General features: G+C 41.2%; 24 protein-coding genes. 1 reads left to right on the top strand and 23 read right to left on the bottom strand.

Annotated features, from left to right (window positions below; genetic code table 11):
- Nucleotides 1-93: 93 nt before the first annotated feature.
- The 22 genes from secY to rpsJ all read right to left on the bottom strand — a co-directional run bounded on the left by secY (nucleotide 94) and on the right by rpsJ (nucleotide 11120).
- Nucleotides 94-1410, bottom strand: coding sequence for a preprotein translocase subunit SecY (gene secY / locus ACIRUQ_RS00310; protein ID WP_021739339.1), 1317 nt, complete (start codon nucleotides 1408-1410; stop codon nucleotides 94-96).
- Nucleotides 1410-1850, bottom strand: a complete 441-nt coding sequence (gene rplO, locus ACIRUQ_RS00305; RefSeq protein ID WP_021739340.1) for a 50S ribosomal protein L15 — start codon at nucleotides 1848-1850, stop codon at nucleotides 1410-1412. The genes secY and rplO overlap by 1 nt, the downstream gene beginning before the upstream one ends.
- Before the next feature lie 18 nt (nucleotides 1851-1868).
- Nucleotides 1869-2051, bottom strand: coding sequence for a 50S ribosomal protein L30 (gene rpmD, locus ACIRUQ_RS00300; RefSeq protein WP_021739341.1), 183 nt, complete (start codon nucleotides 2049-2051; stop codon nucleotides 1869-1871).
- Between the two features lie 13 nt (nucleotides 2052-2064).
- Nucleotides 2065-2574, bottom strand: a complete 510-nt coding sequence (rpsE, locus tag ACIRUQ_RS00295) for a 30S ribosomal protein S5 (RefSeq protein ID WP_021739342.1) — start codon at nucleotides 2572-2574, stop codon at nucleotides 2065-2067.
- A 17-nt stretch (nucleotides 2575-2591) separates the two neighbouring features.
- Nucleotides 2592-2960 (bottom strand): 50S ribosomal protein L18, encoded by a 369-nt coding sequence (gene rplR, locus ACIRUQ_RS00290; protein WP_021739343.1) that lies wholly within the window; start codon nucleotides 2958-2960, stop codon nucleotides 2592-2594.
- Nucleotides 2961-2978: 18 nt separating this feature from the next.
- Nucleotides 2979-3518, bottom strand: coding sequence for a 50S ribosomal protein L6 (rplF, locus tag ACIRUQ_RS00285; RefSeq protein ID WP_022035231.1), 540 nt, complete (start codon nucleotides 3516-3518; stop codon nucleotides 2979-2981).
- A 330-nt stretch (nucleotides 3519-3848) separates the two neighbouring features.
- The gene (rpsH, locus tag ACIRUQ_RS00280) at nucleotides 3849-4250 is read right to left on the bottom strand and encodes a 30S ribosomal protein S8 (RefSeq protein ID WP_021739345.1); all 402 of its coding nucleotides are present in this window, start codon (nucleotides 4248-4250) and stop codon (nucleotides 3849-3851) included.
- Between the two features lie 41 nt (nucleotides 4251-4291).
- On the bottom strand, nucleotides 4292-4477 hold the full coding sequence (locus ACIRUQ_RS00275) for a type Z 30S ribosomal protein S14 (protein WP_021739346.1): 186 nt from the start codon (nucleotides 4475-4477) through the stop codon (nucleotides 4292-4294).
- Between the two features lie 15 nt (nucleotides 4478-4492).
- Entirely contained in the window at nucleotides 4493-5032 is a 540-nt protein-coding gene (gene rplE, locus ACIRUQ_RS00270) for a 50S ribosomal protein L5 (RefSeq protein ID WP_021739347.1), read from the bottom strand.
- A gap of 23 nt (nucleotides 5033-5055) precedes the next feature.
- On the bottom strand, nucleotides 5056-5361 hold the full coding sequence (rplX, locus tag ACIRUQ_RS00265; protein WP_021739348.1) for a 50S ribosomal protein L24: 306 nt from the start codon (nucleotides 5359-5361) through the stop codon (nucleotides 5056-5058).
- 13 nt (nucleotides 5362-5374) lie between these two features.
- Nucleotides 5375-5743, bottom strand: coding sequence for a 50S ribosomal protein L14 (gene rplN, locus ACIRUQ_RS00260; protein ID WP_021739349.1), 369 nt, complete (start codon nucleotides 5741-5743; stop codon nucleotides 5375-5377).
- 16 nt (nucleotides 5744-5759) lie between these two features.
- Nucleotides 5760-6017 (bottom strand): 30S ribosomal protein S17, encoded by a 258-nt coding sequence (gene rpsQ / locus ACIRUQ_RS00255; RefSeq protein ID WP_081695246.1) that lies wholly within the window; start codon nucleotides 6015-6017, stop codon nucleotides 5760-5762.
- Between the two features lie 37 nt (nucleotides 6018-6054).
- Entirely contained in the window at nucleotides 6055-6255 is a 201-nt protein-coding gene (rpmC, locus tag ACIRUQ_RS00250; protein WP_021739351.1) for a 50S ribosomal protein L29, read from the bottom strand.
- A 2-nt stretch (nucleotides 6256-6257) separates the two neighbouring features.
- Nucleotides 6258-6683: a 50S ribosomal protein L16 gene (rplP, locus tag ACIRUQ_RS00245; protein WP_021739352.1), complete on the bottom strand. Its 426-nt coding sequence runs from the start codon at nucleotides 6681-6683 to the stop codon at nucleotides 6258-6260.
- Nucleotides 6683-7336, bottom strand: coding sequence for a 30S ribosomal protein S3 (gene rpsC / locus ACIRUQ_RS00240; protein WP_021739353.1), 654 nt, complete (start codon nucleotides 7334-7336; stop codon nucleotides 6683-6685). The genes rplP and rpsC overlap by 1 nt, the downstream gene beginning before the upstream one ends.
- A 10-nt stretch (nucleotides 7337-7346) precedes the next feature.
- Nucleotides 7347-7733, bottom strand: a complete 387-nt coding sequence (gene rplV, locus ACIRUQ_RS00235; RefSeq protein WP_021739354.1) for a 50S ribosomal protein L22 — start codon at nucleotides 7731-7733, stop codon at nucleotides 7347-7349.
- 21 nt (nucleotides 7734-7754) lie between these two features.
- Nucleotides 7755-8036: a 30S ribosomal protein S19 gene (rpsS, locus tag ACIRUQ_RS00230; protein WP_021739355.1), complete on the bottom strand. Its 282-nt coding sequence runs from the start codon at nucleotides 8034-8036 to the stop codon at nucleotides 7755-7757.
- Between the two features lie 10 nt (nucleotides 8037-8046).
- Nucleotides 8047-8889: a 50S ribosomal protein L2 gene (rplB, locus tag ACIRUQ_RS00225; protein WP_022035230.1), complete on the bottom strand. Its 843-nt coding sequence runs from the start codon at nucleotides 8887-8889 to the stop codon at nucleotides 8047-8049.
- Between the two features lie 75 nt (nucleotides 8890-8964).
- Nucleotides 8965-9264, bottom strand: a complete 300-nt coding sequence (rplW, locus tag ACIRUQ_RS00220) for a 50S ribosomal protein L23 (RefSeq protein ID WP_021739357.1) — start codon at nucleotides 9262-9264, stop codon at nucleotides 8965-8967.
- Nucleotides 9264-9884 (bottom strand): 50S ribosomal protein L4, encoded by a 621-nt coding sequence (gene rplD, locus ACIRUQ_RS00215; protein WP_021739358.1) that lies wholly within the window; start codon nucleotides 9882-9884, stop codon nucleotides 9264-9266. The genes rplW and rplD overlap by 1 nt, the downstream gene beginning before the upstream one ends.
- Nucleotides 9885-9916: 32 nt before the next feature.
- Nucleotides 9917-10594: a 50S ribosomal protein L3 gene (gene rplC, locus ACIRUQ_RS00210; protein ID WP_021739359.1), complete on the bottom strand. Its 678-nt coding sequence runs from the start codon at nucleotides 10592-10594 to the stop codon at nucleotides 9917-9919.
- Nucleotides 10595-10802: 208 nt separating this feature from the next.
- Nucleotides 10803-11120 carry a 30S ribosomal protein S10 gene (gene rpsJ, locus ACIRUQ_RS00205; RefSeq protein ID WP_022035229.1) on the bottom strand — a complete coding sequence of 106 codons (318 nt, stop codon included), beginning with the start codon at nucleotides 11118-11120 and terminating at the stop codon, nucleotides 10803-10805.
- A 953-nt stretch (nucleotides 11121-12073) separates the two neighbouring features.
- On the opposite strand from rpsJ, the gene ACIRUQ_RS00200 reads away from it, so the two are divergent.
- Nucleotides 12074-12964: a class I SAM-dependent methyltransferase gene (locus ACIRUQ_RS00200; protein WP_055290186.1), complete on the top strand. Its 891-nt coding sequence runs from the start codon at nucleotides 12074-12076 to the stop codon at nucleotides 12962-12964.
- Between the two features lie 296 nt (nucleotides 12965-13260).
- On the opposite strand, the gene ACIRUQ_RS00195 is transcribed toward ACIRUQ_RS00200, so the two are convergent.
- Nucleotides 13261-13572 carry an AraC family transcriptional regulator gene (locus ACIRUQ_RS00195; protein ID WP_055290187.1) on the bottom strand — a complete coding sequence of 104 codons (312 nt, stop codon included), beginning with the start codon at nucleotides 13570-13572 and terminating at the stop codon, nucleotides 13261-13263.
- Between the last annotated feature and the right edge of the window lie 22 nt (nucleotides 13573-13594).

The following is a 13594-nucleotide window of genomic DNA, read 5'->3' as shown; positions in this document are numbered from 1 at the left end:
TATTGTACAGGATTTGCTTTATTTTGAAAATATATAATTTATCTGAAGTATACAAATGGAGATACCTGTATTCCAAGTATCTCCAACTGTACATTAATCATTTAAAAAACCTTTATAATTACGAACTAACATCCGTGATTCGATCTGTTTTAAAGTTTCAATGATAACACCTACAATGATGATCAGAGAGGTACCACCGAATGAAATGGATGCATTGAATGCTCCCTCGAAGAAGATCGGAATAATCGCTACAATTACCAGGCCTACGGCACCGATAAAGATAATGTAGTTCAAGATTTTTGTCAGATATTCACTGGTCGGTTTACCTGGACGGATGCCCGGGATAAATCCACCCTGTTTTTTCATATTGTCTGCAATTTCCAATGGATTAAATGTGATTGATGTATAGAAATATGCAAATGCAATTACTAATACAATATATACAATTAATCCAATAGAGTAAATCGGCTCCTTGAAATCGCACCAGTTGGACTGATTTAACATTTTAAGAATCGTACCGCCAACTCCGTTTCCACCAGACTTACCAAGCAGCTGCATGATAATCAATGGGAACATGAATAAGGACTGAGCGAAGATAATCGGGATAACACCAGCTGTATTCACTTTTAAAGGAATATAGGAGGACTGTCCGCCAATCTGTTTTCTGCCCTGTACTTTTCTGGAATACTGAACCGGAATTCTGCGCTCAGCTCCCTGTAATGTTACAGTCAGTACAGTTACTGCAATAATGATTGCAATAATGATTGCAAGATTCAGTACCTGGAATGCAATTTCTTTTCCTTTTACAAACTGTTCAAATAACAATGTAAGATCCTGCGGAATTCTGGAGATAATATTGATCGTCAAGACAATAGAAATACCATTGCCGACACCGTTCTCCGTAATTCTCTCACCGATCCACATGATTACTGTGGAACCGGCTGTCAACGTTACGACTGCAGTAATAATATTTAATGCATTATACTCCAGAAGCAGTCCGCTTTTACCAAATCCGATAGCCATAGCCAGGGACTCCATTAAAGCAAGTGCAACTGTAAGATAACGTGTGATCGCAGTCATCTTTTTACGTCCTTCTTCACCATCTTTCTGGAGTTCTTCCAGTTTCGGAATTGCAATCGTCAGAAGCTGGATAATAATAGAAGACGTAATATATGGAGTGATATTTAATGCAAATACCGACATCTTCTCGAAAGAACCGCCGGTAATTGCATCAAAAAATCCGAAAGCGCTGCCTGAATTGCCTGAAAACCATTCCGAAAAATAGCTTCCATTTACTCCCGGAATCGGAAGCTGTGTACCGATTCGTACCACTACTAACATGAGCAGGGTATAAATAATACGGCTTCTGATTTCCTTGAGCTTAAATGCGTTACGGACTGTTTCGAACATTAGATCACCTCTGCATTTCCGCCAAGTGCCTCAATTTTCTCTTTTGCAGATGCACTGAAAGCGTTTGCCTGAACTGTAAGTTTCTTTGTCAGTTCACCGTTTCCAAGGATTTTAACACCATCTCTTGGGTTTTTAACGATTCCTGCCTCGATCAGAGTATCTACAGTAACAACTGTATCATTCTCAAATCTCTCAAGTGCAGAAACGTTTACAGAAACGATCTCTTTGGAGTTTCTGCAAGTGAATCCTCTTTTCGGGATTCGTCTGTATAATGGCATCTGACCACCTTCAAAGCCTGGTCTTGGAGCTCCGGAACGAGCTTTCTGTCCTTTATGGCCTTTACCTGCTGTCTTACCATTTCCTGAACCGTGTCCACGGCCTCTTCTGAAGTTATCGCTGTGTTTTGAACCTTCTGCCGGTCTTAAGTTTGATAAATCCATCGTGGCGCCTCCTTACTATTAGATTTCTTCTACTTTTACTAAATGTCTAACCTGCTGAATCATACCACGAACTGCTGCGTTATCCGGCATCTCTACAGTTTTGTTCACTTTCTTTAATCCTAAAGCTTCAACTGTTTTAACATGTTTCGGAACTGCACCGATTGTAGATTTCACAAGTGTGATTTTTAATTTATCTGCCATTTGATATCCCTCCTTAACCCAGGATCTCTTCTACGGATTTACCGCGAAGTCTAGCTACTTCTTCCGGGGATTTTAACTGGCTGAGCGCATTGATTGTAGCAAGTACAACGTTCTGCTTGTTATTGGATCCCAGAGATTTTGTACGGATGTTTTTGATACCAGCAAGCTCGCACACGTTACGTGCCGGGCCACCGGCGATAACTCCAGTACCTTCCGGAGATCTCTTTAATAATACAGATGCACCTGTATGTTTACCAGTTGTATCATGTGTAATACTGTTGTTCTCGTCTAATTTAACCTCAATGAGTTTCTTCATTGCATCTTCTTTTCCTTTGCGGATTGCTTCCGGAATTTCAGCTGCTTTTCCTAAACCTGCACCAACATGACCGTTGCCATCGCCAACTACGACTAAAGCTGTAAAACGCATGTTACGTCCACCTTTAACAACTTTGGTTACACGTTTAATTGATACCACTTTTTCATTTAATTCCAACTGGCTGGGATCAATGATTGTACGTTTCATGTATTGTTTCCTCCTTGTTAAAAGTTTAATCCAGCTTCACGTGCTGCGTCTGCTAATGCCTGAACTTTACCCTGATAAATGAAACCACCTCTGTCAAATACAACAGTTGTGATGCCTTTTTCCAGTGCCTTCTTAGCGATTGCTGTACCAACCTGAGCTGCTGCGTCTACATTGTTTGTTTTCTCACAAGCTGCTTTCACATCTTTGTCCATTGTAGAAGCTGCACACAGTGTGTTTCCAACTGTATCATCAATAATCTGGGCGTACATATGATTATTGCTTCTAAAAACAGCTAAACGTGGTCTTTCAGCAGTACCTGCTAAATGATTACGCACTCTTTTGTGCTTTTTAACGCGAACTTCTGTTCTTGATTTCTTACTAACCATTACCTGTCACACCTCCAATTATTTCTTACCAGTCTTACCAACTTTACGTCTGATAACTTCATCAGCATATTTGATACCTTTTCCTTTGTAAGGCTCAGGTCTTCTCTTATCTCTGATTTCTGCTGCGTACTGGCCAACTTTTTCTTTATCGATACCTTTTACAATGATTTTGTTTCCATCAACAACTGCCTCTAAGCCTTCCGGATCGCTCATCTCTACCGGATGAGAATATCCGAGGTTTAATGTCAGTTTGTTTCCAGATTTGGATGCTCTGTAACCAACACCGTTTACTTCCAGTGTTTTCTCGTAACCAGCTGTTACACCGACTACCATGTTGTGGATCAGAGTTCTTGTTAAACCATGTAAAGATTTCATTTTCTTTAAATCATTTGGTCTGGTTACAATGATCTCAGAACCTTCCTGTTTGATATCCATCTCTGCCGGTAACACTCTCTCAAGTGTTCCTTTAGGACCTTTTACAGTCACCTGATTATTTTCTGCGATTGTTACGGTTACTCCGTCCGGAATCGCGATTGGCATTCTTCCTATACGTGACATGCCCGTACCTCCTATATTCTGTATTGGTCGACATCTGCCGACATGCATTGTTACACAGTATGTTCCATCTTCTGATGGAATTATACTTTTGGATCGTTTTTATATCAGTACCACCTTACAGCATTGTCTGTAAAGCAGTCTCTTAGTTCCCCTTTCAGAGAGCTAAGGAAGTTCTGCAAGCCATTCTCTGGCTCCAGAACATTTCCACGGGTATCTTCTGTTCGCTAAGCTCAAGCGGTGCCTGTGGCTTGCTTTCGCCACTCTCACAGAAGGGCCTCGCACTAACCTCAATCTGCGCCTATGGCTTGATTTCGCTAAGTGGCTTCCGGCCTACCATACAAATGCTAATACTTCACCACCAACCTGAAGTTTTCTAGCTTCTTTGTCAGTGATAATGCCCCGGTTTGTAGAAAGGATCGCTGTTCCTAAACCACCCAGAACTTTCGGGATCTCGTTTTTGTTTGCATATACACGAAGACCCGGTTTGGAGATTCTCTTGATACCTGTGATGATTTTTTCATTTTTATCAGCACCGTATTTCAGTGTAACACGGATTGTTTTGAAATTACCATCTTCAATGATCTCGTATTTTGTAATATATCCTTCGTTGAATAAAATCTCAGCGATAGCATTTTTCATTTTGGATGAAGGAATATCTACTGTATCATGTTTAGCAGTATTTGCATTACGGATTCTTGTAAGCATATCTGCGATTGGATCACTCATTGTCATGTTGTGTTTCCTCCTGTATTTTTCACTCAGCTGCTTTCGGTCTACCAGCTTGCTTTCTTAACGCCCGGAATCTCACCTTTGTAAGCTAATTCACGGAAACATACTCTGCAGATACCATATTTCTTTAATACAGAATGCGGACGTCCACAGATTTTGCAGCGTGTATATGCTCTGGTAGAGAATTTCGGTGTACGCTGCTGTTTGATTTTCATTGATTTCTTAGCCATTAAAGTCTCCTCCTGTTATTTAGCGAATGGCATGTTGAACTGTGTCAGTAATTCGCGTGCTTCTTCATCTGTGTTAGCTGTTGTAACGAAGATGATATCCATACCTCTTACTTTGTCAACTTTATCATACTCAATTTCAGGGAAGATTAACTGCTCTTTGATACCAAGTGCATAGTTACCTCTGCCGTCAAATGCATTCGGGTTTACGCCACGGAAGTCACGTACACGCGGTAATGCAAGGTTTACCAGACGATCAAGGAACTCATACATTTTCTCGCCTCTTAAAGTAACTTTGCATCCAATCGGCATACCTTCTCTGATTTTGAAGTTAGCGATGGAATTTTTAGCTTTTGTTGTAATCGGTTTCTGTCCTGCAATGATCTCGAGATCTTTCATAGCAGATTCAAGAATCTTTGCGTTCTCTTTTGCCTCACCAACACCCATGTTGATAACAATTTTGTCAAGTTTCGGCACTTCCATGATATTTTTATATCCAAATTTTTTGATCATAGCGTCTACGATCTCATTCTGATATGTCTCTTTCAGTCTACTCAACTTGCTGGACCTCCTCTCTTTGATTAATCAATCACTTCGCCAGTAGATTTAGCGAAACGAACTTTTTTGTCGCCGTCCATTTTGAAGCCTACACGTGTAGCTGCTCCTTTATGAACATACATAACGTTAGAAACATCGATCGGTCCTTCCTGCTGAACGATACCGCCTGCCTGGTTAGCCATACTTGGTTTTGTATGTTTTGTAACCATGTTGATACCTTCAACAGTAACTGTGTTTTTCTTAGCGTTAACAGCGATTACTTTGCCTTCTTTGTCTTTATCTTTTCCAGCGATTACTTTAACTGTATCACCTTTTTTAATTTTCAGCATTAATCGGTACCTCCTATAATACTTCCGGAGCGAGGGAAACAATCTTCATGAACTGTTTCTCACGAAGTTCTCTTGCAACCGGTCCAAAAATACGAGTTCCTCTTGGAGTTTTGTCATCTTTGATGATAACAGCAGCGTTCTCATCAAATTTGATGTAGGAACCGTCTTTACGACGTGCGCCTCTTTTCGTACGAACAACTACAGCTTTTACAACGTCGCCTTTTTTAACAACTCCGCCTGGTGTTGCATCTTTAACTGTAGCTACAATAACATCACCAATGTTAGCATATCTTCTTGTAGAACCGCCCATAACACGGATGCAAAGTAACTCTTTTGCTCCAGTATTATCAGCTACTCTAAGTCTGCTTTCCTGTTGAATCATGCTGGCAGCCTCCTTCTTATTTTGCTTTCTCCATAATCTCTACAAGTCTCCATCTTTTATCTTTAGATAAAGGTCTTGTTTCCATAACTCTGACTGTATCACCGATACCACATTCATTGTTCTCGTCATGAGCTTTTAATTTATAAGTTTTTTTCACGATTTTGTTGTAAAGAGGATGTCTTACATTATCCTGGATAGCTACAACGATTGTTTTGTCCATCTTGTCGCTTACAACTTTACCAACACGTGTTTTTCTAAGATTTCTTTCTTCCACGATGCGTTCTCCTTTCATGGGTTACTCGCCAGGGGAATTACTCCGCTTTCTCAGTGATAACGGTCTGAATTCTGGCAATATTTTTTCTAACTTCTTTAATTCTTCCAGTATTGTCCAACTGATTTGTTGCGTTCTGGAATCTAAGATTGAAAAGTTCTTTTTTTGCAGCTACTAACTGTTCCTGTAACTGAGCAGCGCTCTGTGTTCTTAACTCTTTTAAATATTCACTAGATTTCATTCTTATTCACCGCCTTCTAAGTCTTCACGGGAAACGATTTTGCACTTGCATGGTAATTTGTGAGTTGCAAGTCTTAACGCTTCACGAGCGATTTCTTCAGACACACCGGAGATCTCGAATAATACACGACCCGGTTTAACTACAGCTACCCAATATTCCAAAGCACCTTTTCCGGAACCCATACGTGTCTCAGCCGGTTTAGCTGTTACTGGTTTGTCCGGGAAAATTTTGATCCAAACTTTACCACCACGTTTGATGTAACGTGTCATAGCAACACGGGCTGCCTCAATCTGGTTAGATTTGATCCAGCATGGCTCGAGAGCAACGATACCGTATTCACCGTTTGTAATCTTATTGCCTCTTAACGCTTTACCAGCCATTGTGCCACGGAACTGTTTACGTCTTTTAACTCTTTTTGGCATTAACATTATTTATCGCTCCCTTCCACTGCCTTTTTCGGAAGTACTTCACCTTTGTAGATCCATACTTTAACGCCTACTTTACCGTAGGTTGTATCTGCTTCTGCGAAACCGTAGTCGATATCAGCTCTCAGTGTCTGAAGCGGAATAGTACCTTCGCTGTAGAACTCTGTACGAGCCATATCTGCTCCACCAAGACGTCCGGAAACGGATGTTTTGATACCTTTAATGCCGGCTTTCATACTTCTTCCCATGCAGGATTTCATAGCACGACGGAAAGATACACGGTTCTCAAGCTGTGCTGCAATGTTCTCTGCAACGAGCTGAGCGTCTTTGTCCGGTCTCTTAACTTCTTTGATATCAACGATTAATTTTTTATCTGTATATTTCTGAAGCTCTTTTTTCACTTTCTCGATTTCAGCTCCGCCTTTACCGATTACAACACCCGGTTTAGCTGTGTAAACGATAACTTTTACGCGGTCAGAAGCTCTCTCGATCTCGATTTTAGCGATTCCTGCGCTGTATAATTTTTTCTTTAAAAATTTTCTGATATTGTAATCTTCAACTAAGAGATCTGCAAAATTGCCTTCTGCATACCATTTAGAACTCCAGTCTTTGATAACACCGACTCTCAAGCCATGAGGATTAACTTTCTGTCCCATGTTTTACCTCCTATCTTTCATTAAGCACGATTGTGATGTGGCTCATTCTCTTCTCGATTCTGTAAGCTCTACCCTGTGCTCTCGGATGAATTCTCTTCATTGTAGGTCCTTTATTTGCGTAGCACTCTTCTACATAAAGGTCATCAACTTTCATTCCGTTGTTGTTCTCAGCATTAGCAATTGCTGATTTTAATAATTTCTCAATAACACTTGATGCGTATCTCGGATTGTACATTACGATAGCTAAAGCTGTTTTTACATCTTTGCCACGGATTGCATCCAGTACGAAGCAAGCTTTCTGTACAGACATTCTAGCATATGATAATTTTGCTGAAGGTCTGGTATCTTTCTGTGCATTTCTCTCTCTTTTAATTTGGGATCTATGTCCTTTTGCCATGGATATAACCTCCTTCCAAAATTATCTTACTTTAGATTTCTTTTCGTCTTTTCCATGTCCTCTGTATGTTCTGGTTGCTACGAACTCACCGAGTTTGTGTCCAACCATATCTTCTGTAACATATACAGGTACATGTTTTCTTCCATCATGAACTGCGATTGTATGTCCAACCATCTGCGGGAAGATTGTGGAACGGCGGGACCAGGTTTTGATTACCTGTTTGTCACCTGCAGCGTTCATAGCATCAATCTTTTTCAGTAAGCTTTCATCAGCAAATGGTCCTTTTTTTAATGAACGAGCCATATTAAACCTCCTATTTGATTGCTTTACCGTCTCTTCTTCTTACGATAAGTTTATTAGACTGTTTGTTTTTCTTTCTTGTCTTTAAGCCAAGAGCAGGTTTGCCCCAAGGTGTACACGGACCTGGACGACCGATACCTGTCTTACCTTCACCACCACCGTGTGGATGGTCATTCGGGTTCATAACAGAACCACGTACAGTTGGGCGGATACCCATGTGACGTTTACGTCCTGCTTTACCGATGTTGATCAGGCTGTGGTCACCGTTTCCGATAACGCCTACGGTTGCACGGCAATTAATAGGAACCATTCTCATCTCTCCGGACGGAAGTCTTAAAGTAGCATATTTGCCCTCTTTAGCCATAAGCTGTGCGCTCATTCCTGCGGAACGAACCAGCTGTCCGCCTTTACCCGGATGTAACTCAATATTGTGAACCTGTGTACCAACTGGGATGTTTGCCAGCGGTAAGCAGTTACCTACGCGAACCTCAGCTTCCGGTCCGTTCATAACTTTCATACCATCTGTAAGTCCTGCCGGTGCAAGGATATATGCTTTCTGTCCATCAGCATAGCTGATCAGAGCGATATTAGCTGTTCTGTTCGGATCGTACTCAATACCGATAACAGTTGCCGGAATACCATCTTTATTTCTCTTGAAATCGATGATTCTGTATTTTTTCTTAGCTCCGCCTCCGCGGTGTCTAACAGTGATTTTACCCTGATTATTACGTCCAGAATTTTTGCTTAAGGAAACCAGTAAGGATTTCTCAGGAGTGCTCTTTGTGATCTCAGAGAAGTCAGAACCAGTCATGTTTCTTCTGGAAGGTGTATATGGGTTATATGTTTTGATTCCCATAATGAATCTCCTTTCAATACTGTGTTTTATTATCGCACTTTACTGTGCTTAACCAACTGCTAAGTTGCTTTCGGTCTACAGACCTGCGAAGATCTCGATATCTTTGCTATCCTCTGTTAACTGAACGATAGCTTTTTTTGTTTTAGCAGTTTTACCAAAAGTCATTCCACGTCTTTTTGTCTTGCCTTCGCAATTCATTGTGTTAACTTTTGCAACTTTAACGCCGTCGAACATTTTCTCAACAGCTTCTTTGATCATAGCTTTGTTTGCTTCCGGATGAACCAGGAAAGTATATTTTTTATCAGCCATGATATTCATGCTTTTCTCTGTAATAACCGGTTTGAGGATTACATCGTAGTACTGTACGTTTGCCATTATGCGTATACCTCCTCGATTTTCTCTACAGCTGCTTTTGTTGTGATCACGGTATCATATTTCAGGATATCGTATACATTTAACAGTGTAGCCTGTGTTGTTTTAACATCCGGTACGTTTGCTGCGGATTTCTCAATAACAACATCTTTGTCTCCCATAACAACCAGTGCTTTGGAAACGTTTAAGTTATTTAATACTTTAACAAAATCTTTTGTTTTGATTGCTTCTAATTTTAACTCATCTAAAACAACAAATTTCTGAGCCTCTACTCTGGATGTCAGAGCGGATTTTAAAGCTGCTCTTTTCTCTTTTTTGTTGATCTTGAAAGAGTAATCTCTCGGTACCGGAGCGAATACTACTCCACCACCTGTCCACTGCGGAGCTCTTGTTGAACCCTGTCTTGCATGACCGGTTCCTTTCTGTCTCCAAGGTTTTCTTCCACCGCCGCTAACTTCAGAACGTGTTTTTGCTTTCTGAGTTCCCTGACGATTATTTGCAAGCTGCTGTACAACTGCCATGTGTACTAAATGCTCGTTAACTTCTACACCGAAAACTGCGTCATTCAGTTCCATGGAGCCCACTTCGTTGCCTTCCATATTATAAACAGATACGTTAGCCATCTGTGTGTCCTCCTTTCCTAATCAAGTAAAACTTAAGCTTTTACTGTTTCCTTGATTGTTACTAAAGATTTCTTAGGTCCTGGTACGGAACCTTTCACTAAAAGTAAATTGTTCTCAGCATCTACACGAACAACTTCAAGGTTCTGAACTGTAACCTTTACGCTACCCATGTGTCCCGGCATTCCTTTTCCTTTGAATACTTTACTCGGAGAAGAACAAGCGCCGTTGGAACCCTGATGACGATGGAATTTAGAACCATGAGCCATAGGTCCTCTGTGCTGGCCAAATCTCTTAATTGCGCCCTGGAAACCTTTACCTTTGGAAATTGCTGTTGCATCGATCTTGTCGCCTTCTGCGAAGATATCAGCTTTAATTACATCTGCAAGGTTGTATTCCTCAGCATTGTCAAATTTGAACTCGCGAACGAATCTCTTACCGGATACGCCTGCTTTGTCAAAGTGACCTTTCTCTGCTTTGTTTACACCATGTCTGTTTCTGATTTCTTTTTTACCGTTGGCATCTTTGTTAACAACTTTCTCTTTTTTGTCAACGAAACCAACCTGTACAGCGCTGTATCCATCGTTATCAACAGTTTTGATCTGTGTAACGTAGCACGGACCAGCCTGTAATACAGTAACCGGAACTAAAACTCCGTCTGCGTTGAAGATTTGAGTCATTCCGACTTTTGTAGCTAAAATAGCTTTCTTCATCTCATTTACCTCCTGTTTACTCTACAGCGGAGCGCTTTATGCGCTCATCCTAGAACAGTGATATATAAGTGGAACATTGAATCCATTGTTGTTTTGCAACGTGGGTTAAAACGGATTCGAAGAATGCTGCTTCTATATATAACCCTTCAGGATTTTACCTTAATCATATTGCTTCCTATTATATAAGGAAGGCTTTTCATCAGATGAATTATTTGTTTTTCATCTTGATGTCGATGCTGACACCAGCCGGCATCTCTAATCTTGACAGTGCATCAACAGTTTTCTGTGTTGGTGCTACAATGTCGATCAGTCTTTTGTGTGTTCTCTGCTCGAACTGCTCTCTGGAATCTTTGTATTTGTGAACCGCTCTTAAGATTGTTACAACCTCTTTCTTAGTAGGAAGTGGTACCGGTCCGCTCACCTGTGATCCGTTTTTCTTTACAGTTTCGATAATTTTCTTTGCTGATGCATCCACCATCTCGTGGTCATAAGCCTTGAGAATGATTCTCATTACTTGACTTGCCATAAAAAAAGTCGCCTCCTTTTCGCACTTTTGATTAGTACGACAAGCGGTGACTGTACACTCTCCCGTGTGTATCATTCAATCTCACACACGTTGTTTTCAACCATTTCATGGTCTTCAGTTTCAGTACAGTGACTTGTCGTCAGTTTCCTAACTTGACATTCGCTCCACGGAAAACCTGCCACTCGGGCAGCAACCTCGCGCTTCATTGCTATCATGTCACAGCAGTTGTTAGTATAAGAGATTTTTTTCGGAATTGCAAGTAGTTTTTTCATTTTTTTTCAAAATATTCGTGTTTTTCTTGTACTTTTATAAATACATTGGATTTTTGGACTTTTTCAAGTGTTTTGATGACGGAAAGTTTGTTATATAGGCGGCAAGGAGAGAAACATGCGACCAGACACGGACAATTTTCTGTTTCCGCTACGCCGCTTATCTCCGCCTCCTCCCGCGAACTCGCCTCCAGCAAAACCAGCTATCGGCTCAGACACACTCCCGGAGGCGGGCTATGCTCGCTCCACCGACGAAAATTATCCTACCGTCTGTGTCGCATGTTTCTCTCCTTCGCCGCCATACTATTCTTCTCCCGCTGACATAAGCACCCCTCTTATCCACGCTTAGTGTTCTAGGCACTTGAACCTGAGAAATGTTTATTCTGCAGCAAAGCAAGTGATTACTAAATATGTTAAGCGCTATTCTCATTTATAGTTTCTTGACGAAAGACCAGGAAGCATCTATAATCATAGAGACATACCGTTATAAAAGAAAGTGTGCTATCACACACATACACGTTTAAAATTATCAATGGCACAGCTTTCTTGTTCGCGCCGAGCACCCTTGCAAAACAATAATTTCTTTTCGTGCGAATGCGCATCGTTTGCACAAAGCGCACAAGTATAACATTATAATAGGTAGAAACAGAATTCATATCATGCGAAAGTAGAGGAAAATAGACAATGTGGATAGCAAAAAACTGGAAAGATTATCAGGTTATTGATTGTTCTCAGGGCGAAAAGCTGGAGAGATGGGGGACGTATCTCCTGGTCCGTCCGGACCCGCAGGTAATCTGGGATACACCGAAAACAGAAAAAGGATGGCGCAAACACAATGCACATTATCACAGAAGTAAAAAAGGCGGCGGAGAATGGGAATTTTTTGATCTGCCGGAACAGTGGACCATTCATTATAATGATCTGACCTTCAACTTAAAACCATTTAGCTTCAAGCATACCGGATTATTTCCGGAGCAGGCTGCGAACTGGGACTGGTTCGGTGACAAGATCCGCAAAGCTGGCCGACCAATCAAAGTATTAAACCTGTTTGCCTATACCGGTGGTGCAACCCTTGCCGCTGCAGCTGCCGGCGCACAGGTCACACATGTGGATGCTTCCAAAGGAATGGTTCAGTGGGCAAAAGAAAATGCTGCATCTTCCGGACTCAGTGACAAGCCGATCCGCTGGCTGGTAGATGACTGCGTAAAATTCGTAGAGCGTGAAATCCGTCGTGGCAATCACTATGATGCCATTATCATGGACCCGCCATCCTACGGAAGAGGACCGAAAGGAGAAATCTGGAAAATTGAAGAATCCGTATACCCGTTAGTAAAACTGTGTACACAGATCCTTTCTGATGATCCACTGTTTTTCCTGATCAACTCCTATACAACAGGCCTTCAGCCTGCAGTGCTGGCTTACATGCTTGGTACTGTTATGAAAAAATATGACGGCATCGTAACTGCAGATGAAATCGGACTTCCTGTATCTTCCAACGGACTTGTACTTCCCTGCGGAGCCTCCGGCCGCTGGGAATCAAATTCAAGTCGAACGCACGTGAGACTTGGTGCGTGATTCTGGTCAGCGAAAGCTGACATATTCTTCTCAGAATCACTGCACATCCTCGCGGAGCGTTTATCTCAGTCGGAGATTGTACTCCCACTGAGAAAGACTTGTTATTACTCACCTTGCAGAAGTGGGAGTCCTCTCGACTGAGATAATTTTTTCATTCTGAGTTAATACGCTCACTTCTGCAAGACGAATAATAACAAATCATTCTTAAACAAAAAGATTTATCAATACCCATTTATTCTATAGGCCATTGATAAATCTTTTTTATCAAATATGCTTCTCTGCAATCCTGCCGGAAACTATATTAAACTTTTTCTATACTCCATCGGGCTCACATTATAAATCTGTTTAAATGCATCTACAAAACGACGAACATTATTATAACCAACCTTTTCTCCAATCTCATAGGTTTTGAGATCCGTGATCCGGAGCAGTTTGATAGCCTCTTCCATACGGATAGATGTCAGATATGCTTTATAATTCTGTCCGGTTTCCTTTTTAAACAATGCACTGAAATAATTCTGACTGACACAGGCTACATCCGCCAGTTCCTTAATGGACATATCCTCTGCATAATGTGCTTTGATATAATTTTTGACCTGTTCGATCATCACTTTATCCTTAGACTTTCCA

The sequence above is a fragment of the Eubacterium ramulus genome, assembly GCF_045002895.1.
Taxonomy (GTDB): domain Bacteria; phylum Bacillota; class Clostridia; order Lachnospirales; family Lachnospiraceae; genus Eubacterium_I; species Eubacterium_I ramulus.
Note: the sequence above shows the minus strand (reverse complement) of the source record. Positions and strands in the feature narration are given on the sequence as shown.